The organism is Fictibacillus sp. S7 (genome assembly GCF_004127935.1).
Lineage (GTDB): Bacteria > Bacillota > Bacilli > Bacillales > Fictibacillaceae > Fictibacillus_C > Fictibacillus_C enclensis.
On the sequence record NZ_QJKL01000001.1, the window covers coordinates 1860191 to 1872706 of the forward strand.

13 protein-coding genes are annotated in these 12516 nt (G+C 43.9%); 6 read left to right on the top strand and 7 right to left on the bottom strand.

Features of this window, described 5'->3' with window-relative positions:
- Positions 1 to 60: 60 nt before the first annotated feature.
- Both DMO16_RS09545 and DMO16_RS09550 read right to left on the bottom strand, forming a co-directional pair.
- Positions 61 to 1947 (bottom strand): glycoside hydrolase family 3 protein, encoded by a 1887-nt coding sequence (locus tag DMO16_RS09545; RefSeq protein WP_206738084.1) that lies wholly within the window; start codon positions 1945 to 1947, stop codon positions 61 to 63.
- Positions 1948 to 2379: 432 nt separating this feature from the next.
- Positions 2380 to 3018, bottom strand: a complete 639-nt coding sequence (locus tag DMO16_RS09550) for a TetR/AcrR family transcriptional regulator (protein ID WP_129477067.1) — start codon at positions 3016 to 3018, stop codon at positions 2380 to 2382.
- A 168-nt stretch (positions 3019 to 3186) separates the two neighbouring features.
- Between DMO16_RS09550 and DMO16_RS09555 the strand changes: the two genes are divergently transcribed.
- Positions 3187 to 4386 (top strand): YhgE/Pip domain-containing protein, encoded by a 1200-nt coding sequence (locus tag DMO16_RS09555; RefSeq protein ID WP_129480357.1) that lies wholly within the window; start codon positions 3187 to 3189, stop codon positions 4384 to 4386.
- Between the two features lie 41 nt (positions 4387 to 4427).
- Positions 4428 to 5948: an FAD-dependent monooxygenase gene (locus tag DMO16_RS09560; protein WP_129477069.1), complete on the top strand. Its 1521-nt coding sequence runs from the start codon at positions 4428 to 4430 to the stop codon at positions 5946 to 5948.
- 550 nt (positions 5949 to 6498) lie between these two features.
- Here the strand turns inward: DMO16_RS09560 and DMO16_RS24220 are convergent.
- Positions 6499 to 6675: a hypothetical protein gene (locus DMO16_RS24220; protein ID WP_156412549.1), complete on the bottom strand. Its 177-nt coding sequence runs from the start codon at positions 6673 to 6675 to the stop codon at positions 6499 to 6501.
- Positions 6676 to 6825: 150 nt separating this feature from the next.
- On the opposite strand from DMO16_RS24220, the gene DMO16_RS09565 reads away from it, so the two are divergent.
- The 3 genes from DMO16_RS09565 to DMO16_RS09575 all read left to right on the top strand — a co-directional run bounded on the left by DMO16_RS09565 (position 6826) and on the right by DMO16_RS09575 (position 9428).
- The gene (locus DMO16_RS09565) at positions 6826 to 7272 is read left to right on the top strand and encodes a hypothetical protein (RefSeq protein WP_129477071.1); all 447 of its coding nucleotides are present in this window, start codon (positions 6826 to 6828) and stop codon (positions 7270 to 7272) included.
- A gap of 339 nt (positions 7273 to 7611) precedes the next feature.
- Positions 7612 to 8559 (top strand): nucleoside hydrolase, encoded by a 948-nt coding sequence (locus DMO16_RS09570; RefSeq protein ID WP_061968001.1) that lies wholly within the window; start codon positions 7612 to 7614, stop codon positions 8557 to 8559.
- A 110-nt stretch (positions 8560 to 8669) separates the two neighbouring features.
- Positions 8670 to 9428: a MerR family transcriptional regulator gene (locus DMO16_RS09575; protein ID WP_129477073.1), complete on the top strand. Its 759-nt coding sequence runs from the start codon at positions 8670 to 8672 to the stop codon at positions 9426 to 9428.
- Between the two features lie 41 nt (positions 9429 to 9469).
- Here DMO16_RS09575 and DMO16_RS09580 read toward each other — a convergent pair whose 3' ends face one another.
- Positions 9470 to 9778 (bottom strand): WGxxGxxG family protein, encoded by a 309-nt coding sequence (locus tag DMO16_RS09580; RefSeq protein ID WP_129477075.1) that lies wholly within the window; start codon positions 9776 to 9778, stop codon positions 9470 to 9472.
- 211 nt (positions 9779 to 9989) lie between these two features.
- Here DMO16_RS09580 and DMO16_RS09585 point away from each other — a divergent pair, with 211 nt between their 5' ends.
- Positions 9990 to 10508: a DUF3231 family protein gene (locus DMO16_RS09585; RefSeq protein WP_061967994.1), complete on the top strand. Its 519-nt coding sequence runs from the start codon at positions 9990 to 9992 to the stop codon at positions 10506 to 10508.
- A 37-nt stretch (positions 10509 to 10545) separates the two neighbouring features.
- Here the strand turns inward: DMO16_RS09585 and DMO16_RS09590 are convergent, their stop codons facing one another.
- Genes DMO16_RS09590 through DMO16_RS09600 form a run of 3 tightly spaced genes read right to left on the bottom strand, consistent with a single transcriptional unit; the run spans position 10546 to position 12308 of the window.
- On the bottom strand, positions 10546 to 11058 hold the full coding sequence (locus DMO16_RS09590; protein ID WP_241840512.1) for a VOC family protein: 513 nt from the start codon (positions 11056 to 11058) through the stop codon (positions 10546 to 10548).
- A complete protein-coding gene (locus DMO16_RS09595; protein WP_129477077.1) occupies positions 11009 to 11827 on the bottom strand; it encodes a cytochrome c oxidase assembly protein in 819 nt (272 codons plus the stop codon). Before DMO16_RS09595 ends, DMO16_RS09590 begins: the two co-directional genes overlap by 50 nt.
- Positions 11817 to 12308: a DUF2243 domain-containing protein gene (locus DMO16_RS09600; protein WP_129477079.1), complete on the bottom strand. Its 492-nt coding sequence runs from the start codon at positions 12306 to 12308 to the stop codon at positions 11817 to 11819. The genes DMO16_RS09595 and DMO16_RS09600 overlap by 11 nt, the downstream gene beginning before the upstream one ends.
- Positions 12309 to 12516 lie beyond the last annotated feature (208 nt).

The window sequence follows — 12516 nt, forward strand, 5'->3', positions numbered from 1 at the left end:
AATTTTCGCAATGAAAATTCCTGTTTTTATTAAAAAAATCCTTGTCTTTCCCTTTTTTCGTTATTTCCTTCCTTTAGTTGTCAATCCATATCCAATTGGATAGAGAGGGTTGCTCTTGTCATGTGTGTTGATTTGCTCCATATTGCGCGGCCAGGTGTAAGAAAGCTTGCCTGTGAACTGGTAGTTGCCGAAGAGGACATCTGCCACTCCATCGCCTTCTGTTCCTGGCAGCCAGGAAGCAATAAATGCATCCCAATCTTTTACCTGATCGGTAACGATCATCGGGCGGCCGGATTGCAAAAGAACAATCATTGGCACACCTGAAGCTTTTACCTTGTTTAATAAATCAATGTCTTCCTGAAGAAGACCAAGATCGGTTCGGTCTCCATACATTTCTGCATATGGCGGTTCACCGATGACCACTACGGCAACATCGTGGCCCGCTGCTCCGGTTCCATCTGCACTGTAATCCACTGTGGTGTTTTTACCGGCTGCGTTTTTGATCCCTTCATAAATGGTTGTACCTTTAGTAAGATCAGCTTCCGGTGCTCCTCCCCAGTTCGGAGATCCGCCCTGCCAGCTGATGGTCCATCCTCCAGCCTGGTAGCCGATGCTATCCGATTTCTTTCCGGCAACAAAAATGCGTTGTCCGTTCTTTTTCAGCGGAAGGAACTTATTTTTATTTTTGAGCAACACTTGTGATTTTCGTACGGCTTCACGTGCGATTTCACGGTGCTCCTGTGTGCCGACCCCTTTAGCCACCAGATCGGGGTCAGCATACGGCTCTTCAAACAGACCGTTTTCAAATTTCACGCGCAAAATCCGGGTTACAGCATCATTGATACGGTTCACGGAGATTTCTTTCTTTTGGACCAGATCCTTTGTAACAGTGAGGAACTGTTTCCAGTCATTCGGGATCATGAACATATCGATACCTGCGTTAATGCTTTGCTTCATGGATGCTCTGAAATCTCCAGGAACAACCTGCTGCGGACCGTTATAGTCAGAGATCACAAATCCTGTAAATCCAAGATCTCTTTTCAAAACGTCCGTAATCATGTGGCGGTCACCATGGGTTTTAAGGCCGTTGATGCTGCTGTAGGTCACCATCACGGTTCGTGCCCCGGCCTTGATCGCTTTCTGGTAAGGCTTGATGTACTTTTGAAGTTCCTTTTCGGAATACTCCGTTACATTCCCCTGATCCTGTCCGTTTTCAGTCAAACCGTCACCGACAAAATGCTTAATCGAGGAAACGACCTTATCCCCTTTCAAGAATCCTTTGCTGTTTTGATTACCCTGCAGTCCCTTCACTATGGCAGTTCCCAATTTTCCAACAAGCTTGGGATCTTCACTGTATCCTTCATATGTCCTTCCCCAGCGGATGTTTTGCGGAGAACAGAGACATGGTGCAAACGTGTAGCTGATACCTGTTGCGCGCACTTCTTCTGCTGTCGCACTTCCGATTTTCTTCATCAGCGCAGGATCGTTCGCTGCTCCAAGACCGATATTGTGTGGGAAGATCACAGCATCTTTTACGTTGTTATGTCCGTGGACGGCATCTACTCCGTAAATGATCGGAATCCCGAGCCGGGAGGTCATCGCGCCTTTTTGGAAGTTATCGACCATATCTGCCCAGCCTTGTGGCGTATTCTGCTGTGGAACAGAACCACCGCCACTCAAGACAGAGCCAATACCATAATCACGGATGTCATCCTGTGTTACAGAAGTTCGCTCTGGCTGAACCATTTGCCCGATTTTTTCATCAAGGGTCATCCGGTTTAATAGATCAGTCACCCGGATGCCGATTGGATAATCTGGATTTTTGTAGAGAGGCTTCGTTCCTTGTGCGTTTGCATTATTCTTGCTTCCGGTAAAACTCACACTGAACGCCAATGCAAAAATCATGAGGCAGGTAAGAACTTTGTACATCGCCGAATGTCTTTTCATTCTTTGCCCTCCTATAAGATGGGTTGAATACGCTTACAAAAAGAGTACCATTTAAAAAATGAAAAGAATTCACTCATCATCTGTATTTTTTTGCAAAATTTCGGATTATTTTGTGGTTCTCATTTCCTTTTATTGGGTTTTTGTTTATTCTGAAGAGGGAGGCTTATTTATGAAAACAAATTTGCCATTTTTACTCGGAATCTTGCTCTTCCTTCTCTCAGCATACGGATATCATTAATGCTGGCAGTATTTCACCCATAACCCTTGGCTATAAACGTAACGCTGTTGAATTCTATCCTGCTCTTTTCTTTCCATTCCTGTACCCTTTGCTTAGTGCTTTAGCCGGTTTGTTTCTCATTATCATTGGCGGAACCATGATTCATAAAAAATAAAAAACCCGCCCTAAGAACGCTCTGGTGTCTGACAGTTCTTTTATGGCGAGTTTTTTTCATTTGGTTCATCGGATATCAGGCCGGCTGCCCGTCTCGGTCCCAGAAAGGTCAGCTTAAACGCGGTCATGGCAATTTCTTTTGGTGATTCCTTCATCCCGCTGAACAGCCATTCCTGGATGACGCCGAGGTGAGCAGAAATGACGTACGCTTTAAAATAGTCAAAAGGAACAGCCATTTCGATTCTCGCTTTCTTTACCATGTGCTTCAGCAGGTGTTCAGCCAGCATTTCCTTTAACTTCACTTGAAACAAGGGATCTCCTTTTGGTCCCAGAATCACCCTCATAAATGCTCCATTTTCTTTCAAGTACTCAAATAATTTTACAATGAAAGGCAAGGGCTCGCCTCTGTTAAAATGCTCGTAGAAATTCTCCAGCTGAAGTCCCTCTACATGTCCCTGGACTTGTGCCAGCTCATCCAGCACTTCTCTCTCACATTGCTCGAGCAAATCGAATTTATCCTTATAGTGCAAATAAAAGGTTCCCCGGTTGATATCCGCTTTTTCCGTTAAATCTCTGACGGTGATGGCATCAAACCCTACATCCTCCATCAGTTCGTTTAACGCATCCCTGATCATTTGTTTGGTTCGCCGGATCCGCCGGTCGGTGTTGTTCAACGACATCCCTTCAACTCCTTTTTTTAACATTACTCAACACATTCGCTTTATCTGTTGAGTATGGAACAGGTTGAGAAATATTGATTATTGTTATTCCTTCTAATGTCATTATAATAAACTCTAAATCAACTAATCAACAGTCTGTTCAATAATGAAAGGAGTGTCCAATAAATGATTTTAAAAAACAAGCTGCTGTTATGGTCGCCAATAATAACTCTTGCGGTGGGTTTGCTGTTTAGCCTTGCCAGTCTCCCTTCGATTCACCCTGTCCCCCGTGAACTACCGATTGCATTGGTGAACGAAGATGAGGGCGCTGTGCTCCCTGACAAATCCAACATCAATATGGGTGATCAAGTGACTGCCATGTCAAAAAAGGCGTTCTCTCAAAAAGAAGGCCAGCAACCTGTTAAATGGGTTAAGCTTAACGAGAAAAGTAAAGCCATGAAAGGGATGAACGAGCGAGAGTATTACGGTGCGCTCATTCTTCCGAAGGATTTCAGCAAAAACCTTGTTTCACTGCAGACTGCTTCTCCCTCTTCCCCCAAGCTGCAAATTCTGGTGAATCAGGGCATGAACAGTTCTGCTTCAGCCATGGCAAGCCAACTGCTGAACGGAGTGGTCGATCAAATTAATGGTAAGGTGCGGGAACAAATCATCAGTGGTTTGAAACAGAAAAAAGATCCACTTTCCATTGATACTGTTTCAGTTCTCGCCACACCGATCAAAAAAGAAACCATGAATGTCAATGCATTCGGTACTCACAGTGCAAATGGAAACTCTCCGGTTTCCCTTTTTCAGCCACTCTGGATGGGAAGCCTTGTTGGGGCTGTTTTATTGTTTGTGGTGATGAAAAAAACAGTTTTCATCAGTAGAAAGGAAAAGTTTCAGTTCATCACGAAACAGTTCCTTGTTGGCATCTTTTTGGCCGCATTGTCCGGATGGGGAATTACATGGTTTGCCGATGGGATTCTGGAGCTTGATATCCCCTCCAAAATGGACACGGCGATCTTTTTATCGATGGCGTATCTCAGCTTTCTTTTAATGATGCTCGCAGTCGTATCATGGATTGGAATGAAAGGATTTCCGCTCTTTGCGCTTCTTCTGTTTTTTGGCGCTCCCTTGCTGTCAATGGCACCGGAAATCATGCCGGAGTTTTATCAGAACTGGATTTATCCATGGCTCCCGATGCGTTATATGACAGACGGGCTAAGACACCTTTTCTTTTTTGGAAACGGACTGAGCTGGGATCAAAGCGTGCAAGTCCTTTGCGGGATCGGCATCACAAGCCTTGTACTTTTGCTGCTGTCAGCCCTGATTCAAAATGAAAAACAAAAAATCCCGGCTGATGCCGAAGAGAAGGTTTCCGTTTCATAAAAGCGGGAGAGGAATCAAAGAAATTGAGGGAGGGCGATATCATGAATTCAAAAATACTTATTGCCGGAGCAGGGCCAACCGGCCTTGTCCTTGCTCTGCAGCTCGCCCATTTTGGCATACCTTTTCGTATCGTTGAAAAACATTCCGGACCCGGGGAAGCTTCCCGGGCCCTGGTCGTCCATTCCCGTATTCTGGAGTTCTACCGGCAGCTTGGCATTACAGATGAAGTGGTTGACCTTGGAATTCCGTTGGATTCGGTGCAGCTTCATGAAGGATTAAAGGAAAAAGCTCAGTTGAAATTCAGTGATTTGAAAAAGGACATCAGCCCCTACCCGTTCGCTCTTTGTCTGGCACAGGATGTTCATGAAAGATACCTTGTGAAGAAGCTGGACGAAATGGGAATCACAATCGAATGGAACACCGAGCTGTATTCATTTTCTGATGAAGGCGGAAGCGTAAAGACGGTTTTAATCAAGAATGAAGTGAAGGAAGAGGCGGAGTTTGCTTATCTCTGTGGATGCGACGGGGCGCACAGCATCGTCCGAAAAGGTCTCGGACTCGGCTTCTCGGGTGGAACCTATGAAGAACTTTTTTACGTGGCCGATGTGGAATCCTCTGATGTAAAAGCGCAAGAACATGCGTTAAAAGTTCATTTAAGCAACAATGGCCTGTGCATCTTCATGCCGGTAAGGACAACTGGGATGGTGCGGCTGATCGGCATCGTTCCCCCGGAATTGAAGGACCGGGAATCCCTTCAATTTCAGGATGTCCAGCCTGTCGCCGAGAAACAAATTGGGATCCAGGTGACCGGTGTGAACTGGTTTTCGACGTACCGCGTGCATCATCGGGTCAGTGACCATTTCAGAAAAGGCCGTTGCTTCATTGCCGGAGATGCCGGGCACATTCACAGTCCCGCCGGCGGACAAGGTATGAATACAGGAATTTCCGATGCTATTAATTTAGCCTGGAAACTGGCAGCGGTGCTTCAGGAGAAAGCGGATCCTTCTATTCTGGATACGTATGAAACGGAAAGGATTGCATTTGCCCGCACGCTGATTTCCACTACGGACCGCGCATTTCAGGTTATGGTGGGCAAGAACTTTCCCAATAGATTGGCCCGTACTGTCCTGATTCCGTACGCCGCTCCCCTTCTGTTTGGCTTCAGCATGACGCGAAGAATCTTTTTCGGCATGGTTTCCCAGCTCGGGATCGAATATCAAGACAGCGCATTAAGCAAGGGCAAAGCTGGAAAAGTACATGGTGGAGACCGTTTGCCCTGGTGCCGGACCATCCAGGGAAACAATTTCGATGCTCTTCGGTCACTGGATTGGCAGGTCCACGTGTATGGAGAAGCAAAACCGGATTATAAGAGATTTTGTGAAAGCGCCGGCCTTCCCCTTCACATCTTTCCGTGGAAAGCATCAATGGATGAGGCAGACCTGAAACGAAATGCAGCGTATCTCGTCAGGCCCGACGGCTATGTTGCCATTGCGGATGGCGCACAGGATCTCATGGTGTTGCAGCAATACCTTAAAGAATTTAATCTTTCTTCTCTTTTTTAAAGAAATAGGAAAGCACAGGCTGACCGCGCCTGTGCTTTTTTTAAATTTACTCACCGTTTTTCGGGATACTCTCCATCCGAGTGATCATTTTGGCGGCTGACAAGATGTCCTCATAAGATTTTCGTCATCTGTACGTCAAAGTACATACCTACTTCAATTAAAATAAAATGCCTCCATCTATTTCAAGTACTGTACCATTTATATATTTACCTAGTTTGGAATATTGTCAGCTGGACATAAAACCTCGACTGTAAAACCCCCAGGTGCATTAACAGTGCACTCTCCTTTCTAAATTCGCCTTATAAGGAAGTATTTGCACAAGCCCAAACGCAAGATGTAATTGTTTTTAATTTCATCCATCATGAAATGATTACTGCTTAATGCCCAATCAACAGCCTACAAAAGCATGTATATAAGTCATTAAAAATAGGATTTAAAAAAAGAAAGGGAGGTGATCCAGAGCTCTTTCACCCTTTATTCCACCCGTTGGGATCAATCGGTAATTTCCCTTAAATACATTATATAGGAAAAAGGAATACAAGATTTAGATTTAGTATACCTCTGCATATCCAATAGTCTTTACCTTATCTAAATCCATCCTATTAATAATGACAAACGTGCCAGGATTATTCGTGACAATGACTTCATTAACCTCTAAGTCACTCTGTGCAGTTTCTAGAGAATCATATAAAAACCCTTTGATTCTTTCTCCTTGAACTTTTATCATGTTTAAACACTCCATAAACTTCATTATGTAATACCCTGTAATAGTATCCTAAATCTTGATTAATTGTCGAATTAAATTTATTTAATGATGGTACACCAACCAAGAAATTAGGGACATAATAGTTAACATTCAAATAAAGGAGTGTAAGAAATGATATATCAAGTAATCGTAGGTCTTATCATTCCTTGGATGGTGGGTACTTATCTTTGTTTTAAGAAACCTAAATTTATGCTAATGATTGTTCCAATTGGCATTTCAACTGCATTTTTAATTAATGATTGGGGTTTTAATTACTTCTGGAGATTGAAACATTCATATAAAAACTTATCGCTCGCTTCTGTCCCATATAATATAGGGTTGTTTCCCATTTTGGGATGCTTGTTCATAAGCTCGATTCACTACACGAAACTTAATACATTTCTTTCGCTAATCCTGTTTACAATTTTCACTTCATTGATTGAATTCTGGGCTTTAAAAGAAGGGGAAATTATCTATAGAAACGGCTGGAATATCGGTTTCACGGCAATTAGTTATTTCATTGGATATTTGGTCGTATTTATTTATTATAAACTACTGCGAAAATATAAAATACTATAGGGATAGGCTCGTTATGTAAGAAAATAGATATAATCATACATACAATGTACGATAATGTATTTTGTTTAAAAGTGAAGTTCTTGACGAAAATCGAGTAGCTTTAACCGATCTCAACATATGGCGTTACCTCCTGCGGTGCTGGAATCTCCGAGTGCTACATATGCACCGCTTTTTCAGATGCTTTTTCTCGTTCGCTTGCAGTCGCTGTAATAGGAACCGAAACGAACAGAACGTTCGGTGTCCTCCTAATACAGGCTAAAAGACACACTTCTTCCAATTCCCATTCTTTTACATATCGAACGGTCATAAGCTGTATAAATTCTTTAAACAGGTGATAATATGGCCAAGAAGGTACTGCTTTTCGCTGACGTGGGGATCGATGATACAATCGCTCTGATTTATGGATGTTTGAGCAGACAGGTTGATCTGATCGGAGTGGTGGCGGATTATGGCAATGTCCCGCGGCAGATGGGCTTGCGCAATATTTCGTATTTAATTAACCTTTTCAATATAGCCAATCAGACAAAAGTGGTCCTCGGAGCTGAGAAACCGATGACGGGCGAAGACCCCGTATTCTACCCAGAGATACATGGTCAGTACGGACTAGGATACATCAAGCCACCGGACTTGCCAGAAGGCGGGTTTACCGAAAATTTCTATGAAGTTGTAAATTTAATCAACCAGTACGCAGGAGAACTCGTCATTGTGAACACCGGCAGGCTTACCTCTCTTGCGAGTATGTATATCTTGTTCAATGATCTCATGAAAAAAGTGAAAGAAGTATATGTTATGGGGGGCGCGTTTTGGGTACCAGGCAATGTTACCGCTGTATCGGAAGCGAATATTCATGGTGATCCGATTGCGGCCAATATCGTATTCCGTTACGCCAGAAACCTGACCATTATCCCGTTGAACGTCACGGAACGCGCGATTGTAACCCCTCGAATGGTGGATTATATTCAATCCAAGGGCAAGGCAAAGATCATTAAGCCTCTTCTCGACTTTTATTATGAGTTTTATAAAAAACGAAATCCCGCGATAAAGGGAAGTCCTGTACATGATGCTCTTACTTTGATGGCAACCATCAAACCCTCGATGTGTTCGTACCAATCGCTTCCAGTTCATGTTAGCCCAAATGGCACCGTTACCAAGGGACAGACCATTGCTGATATCCGGCCGTATGCTACTCTTAATAATTTGGAAAGCAAACACAGAATCGCCTTTAATTTTGATTATCAAGTCTTCTATCATGATTTTATGTCAATCATGACCGGTGAACTCATGTAATATCCGATGCCCGCTCCAGAAAAGAACGGGTTTTAAATATTTTAAATAAAAATGGGTTTGACCTTTACGCAGCGTCAACGTGTAAGGTTAAACTGTCAGGAGGTGATGACATGGAATATACTGTTCAAAAACTGGGACAGCTCGCAGGTGTCAGTACACGGACCCTCAGGTATTATGATGAAATTGGGCTCCTTAAACCGGCAAGGATCAATTCATCGGGATATCGTATTTATGGCCAGCAAGAAGTGAACCGGCTCCAGCAAATCTTATTTTACAGGGAACTTGGACTCCATTTGGAAAAGATTCGCGATATTATGAACGATCCAGACTTTGACAGTACAAAGGCATTAAAAGATCATCATGAGAACCTCCTGAACAAAAAGGAGCAGCTTGACCTTCTCATTGCAAATGTGGAGAAGTCCATTGCTGCAAACGAAAGGGGAATAACGATGACCGACCAGGAGAAATTTGAAGGCTTCAAAGAGAAGCTCATTGAGGAGAATGAAAAATTGTACGGAAAAGAAATCCGGGAAAAATATGGACAGGATGCGGTTAACCGCTCCAACGATAAACTAAAAAGGATGACCGCACACGAACATGAGGAACTTACCCGCCTGGCTGACGAACTTTATGAAACATTGGGTGAGGCCTTCAAAACAGGTGATCCAGCTGGAGATCTCGCACAAAAAGCAGCAGAACTCCACAAGAAATGGCTTTGTTTTTATTGGGACAGCTACAGCAAAGAAGCCCATAGAGGACTCGCACAAATGTATGTAGACGATGAACGTTTCAGACAGCATTATGACAAGAACCAGCCAGGAACTGCGGAATTTTTACGAGATGCTATTCATGTTTATACAAGCAACTAGAAAGATCCCCTGCAGACTTAACGGCTGCAAGGGATTTTATTTTAACGGACTTCTTCCCTGTCCCGGCGCTTAAGGCCGAAAAGGCCAACCAGCCCTAAAAGACCGAGCCATTCCCAGTTCGTGTCATCATCGTTGTTATTTGCGGTGGACACGTTCCGTGTCGCAGGGCCGCGGTCGTTATAATTAGTATCATTATAGTTGAGGTTGCCGTTGTTCAAGTCCGCTCCACGGTCCGTAGTGATCCGGTCTCCGCGGTCCACCATGTCACTTGCACGATCGGCAAACGCCGGCATGCTGAACAAGAATAGAGATACCATAAGCATACACACCAATGCTGTTACTTTTGACATGTGATTTTCCCTCCTTCCGTACGCCTTAATTTTTCCTGAAAAAGAGTACTTATGCGGCAGCCAGCCACATAAAATTTACCTTTTATTTAGAAGGCATTCTGCGGATAGTCTCCTCGCATTTAGACAATCTAAAGATTGTGGCCAAACGACGAAACAGAAAGGGTGGTCCACATTGCGTGCAACTAATTTGATCTCTATGGGGAGGACAATCATGGGCATTTTAAGCGGAAATCCACAAAATGAACCAATGCATTACGGAGAAGTTTTCGCATTATGGAGCTATCTTGCAGGAAATAAGGGATATGTCGCAGGATACGAAACACTGATCAACCATACCGGTGACGGTGATTTGAAAAAATTCCTGGAAGATTCTGTTCAAGCCATGAAACAAGAAATTGAACAGGTGGAAAAAATCTTAAAAGCTAACGGTATCGCCTTGCCTCCAGCTCCACCTGAACGTCCAACTGCATCCTTGGAAAGCATTCCTGCCGGTGCCCGTTTTAATGACGCGGAAATTGCAGCATCTGTTGCCAAGGATGGTGCAGCCGGACTTGTTGCATGCAGCCAGATTATGGGACAATCCATCCGTGAAGACATTGGAGCGATGTTTGGCCAATTTCACATGGCAAAAGCCCAATATGGAGTTCGACTTCTTCGTATCATGAAAGAAAAAGGATGGTTGATCCCTCCACCGCTTCACATGGAAATGCCAGAAGCAATCCACGCATAAAAAAAAACAGCCCGCTACTAACGTTGCGGGCTCTTTTTTATCCGTCTTTATTGGCATACATCACGGCCGTACAGTGGCTGTACAATTCGATAATATTTCCATAAGGATCTTCACAATAGATCAGGTGGTACGGTTTCCCTTTCCATGTATTCCATCTGTCACTGCGTCTCTTCCCTCCAGCGGCAACAATCTCTTCCGCCTTTTGTTCAAGGTCTTCCGCTATGACACACACATGAAAAAAACCGCTGTATACCCCGTTTTTAGTTTCCGGCATTTTTGGCTCCACAAATTCAAACAGCTCAATGCCCACTTGATTTTCAGACATCAGATGGGCGTTTTTCATTTTTTTGATATGCGCACCTAATACATCATTCGTCATGTTTGGCTCTCCGGCGGTCTTTGCGTTAAACATGTAGGGTCCTTCGAGCAGCGTAAAGCCCAATACTTCTTCATACCATTTGATGGCACCTTCCAAATCGGCACCGCTAATCCAATGTGGGTTATGGCAGTCTTGTTTTTGCCTCCTTTTGCTGAGAAGGGAAATTTTCATATACCCGTGGGCGGGCTGCTTGATACCATTGATAACAAAATACGATGATCAGCAATGCATCAATCACATCCCCGCCATAGTACATCAGCATACTGCCGGTCTCCGCATCCGTTTTCTCTATCCCTGCAGGTGGATGGGCATACAAATATTTGGACAAAATGCCATGCCCCGCAAGCGCTGTCACTAAAACAATCGCACGGTACTTAAAACTATAGCGGCGGGAAACGGGTTCAATGTAAATGAAGGACATTGTAAAGACAAAACCTGCCATAAACACATGGAAATGGATCAAAAGGTTAATCCAAACTTTCTTATGCATTAACATAAATAAATCTGTTGTATATAAAAGCCAAAGTCCACCGGTGTTCAAAAGGGCAGCCATAACAGGATGGATAACCCAATGAAAATAGGTAAGCTGCAAGAGCCGGGACAAACGCCGGCCCATAGAAACCGGAAGTGTACGCAGCATCAAGGTGATTGGCGCAGCGAGCACGATTAGCAGTGGTGCCAGCATGCCCCAAAGCAAGTGCCCCGCCATATGTAAGGTGAAATCATGATGAGCAAGCTTCTGAAGAGGCCCAACCACCGTTGCTCCGGCACAAAGGATTCCAGCAGTCCATAACACATACCGGTAACGAGGCCACTTTTGAAGGCTCCTATGTCTGTTTGATACAATACCGGCCATAAAGTAGCCTGTCCAAATGATCCCGGCTAATAACAGAATGAGTGTATCTCCTGAATTCCAGAGAAACGAATGCTCATGCTCCATGGACCTTCTTCTCCCTTTTATTCTGAGGCATTTTGCCGGTCGCCTTCAGGAGCATCCCTCCTGCTGCAATCATGATGACGGCTATCACATTCCACACCCAGTCATAATAGATAACATTATCCACATAACGGATCTGGTGCAGACCAAATATTTTATGCTGAATCAGACCATCATAGAGCTGGAAAAGGCCGGCACCCAAAAGAACGCCGCCCCACCACCGTTTGACGATCCACACTCGGCGCCGGCGGAGATCCGCTACCATAAACAGTCCTGCAATTGTAGCAAACCAGCTGAACGCATGAAAAAAACCATCAGACACAAGGCCGACTTCCAAGGTGGATTTAGCATAAAAATGATGCCAGTGCAACAGTTGATGAAATACCCCTTCATCAATAAAGGCAATCAGGCCAAGGCCAAAAAACACACCCGACCAAACATTTCGTGTTAAATAATTATTATGTACAAACTGCTCACCTTCCATGGTATCCTCCCCTTACCTGTAAAGAATTTTATCTGAATTTACTTTTCACTATTTCAAATAAACCAAATAAAAATGAAGCCCCAGCTAAAAACAACTCCTCATAAAGGACAAAGAATATCGATAAAATCACGAGTAAAATACCAAAGAACCACATGAAACAGAATCCCTTTCGTCATCTTGATATATATGGTATTCATACCCTTTAAAT

What these genes read in the sequence shown, in the direction of transcription:
- DMO16_RS24220 (WP_156412549.1), bottom strand. Translation starts at nt 6,675, where the DNA reads ATGATAAAAGTTCAAGGAGAAAGAATCAAAGGGTTTTTATATGATTCT.
- DMO16_RS09585 (WP_061967994.1), top strand. Translation starts at nt 9,990, where the DNA reads ATGGGCATTTTAAGCGGAAATCCACAAAATGAACCAATGCATTACGGA.
- DMO16_RS09570 (WP_061968001.1), top strand. Translation starts at nt 7,612, where the DNA reads ATGGCCAAGAAGGTACTGCTTTTCGCTGACGTGGGGATCGATGATACA.
- DMO16_RS09575 (WP_129477073.1), top strand. Translation starts at nt 8,670, where the DNA reads ATGGAATATACTGTTCAAAAACTGGGACAGCTCGCAGGTGTCAGTACA.
- DMO16_RS09590 (WP_241840512.1), bottom strand. Translation starts at nt 11,058, where the DNA reads ATGAAAATTTCCCTTCTCAGCAAAAGGAGGCAAAAACAAGACTGCCAT.
- DMO16_RS09595 (WP_129477077.1), bottom strand. Translation starts at nt 11,827, where the DNA reads ATGGAGCATGAGCATTCGTTTCTCTGGAATTCAGGAGATACACTCATT.
- DMO16_RS09580 (WP_129477075.1), bottom strand. Translation starts at nt 9,778, where the DNA reads ATGTCAAAAGTAACAGCATTGGTGTGTATGCTTATGGTATCTCTATTC.
- DMO16_RS09560 (WP_129477069.1), top strand. Translation starts at nt 4,428, where the DNA reads ATGAATTCAAAAATACTTATTGCCGGAGCAGGGCCAACCGGCCTTGTC.
- DMO16_RS09550 (WP_129477067.1), bottom strand. Translation starts at nt 3,018, where the DNA reads ATGTCGTTGAACAACACCGACCGGCGGATCCGGCGAACCAAACAAATG.
- DMO16_RS09565 (WP_129477071.1), top strand. Translation starts at nt 6,826, where the DNA reads ATGATATATCAAGTAATCGTAGGTCTTATCATTCCTTGGATGGTGGGT.
- DMO16_RS09600 (WP_129477079.1), bottom strand. Translation starts at nt 12,308, where the DNA reads ATGGAAGGTGAGCAGTTTGTACATAATAATTATTTAACACGAAATGTT.
- DMO16_RS09545 (WP_206738084.1), bottom strand. Translation starts at nt 1,947, where the DNA reads ATGAAAAGACATTCGGCGATGTACAAAGTTCTTACCTGCCTCATGATT.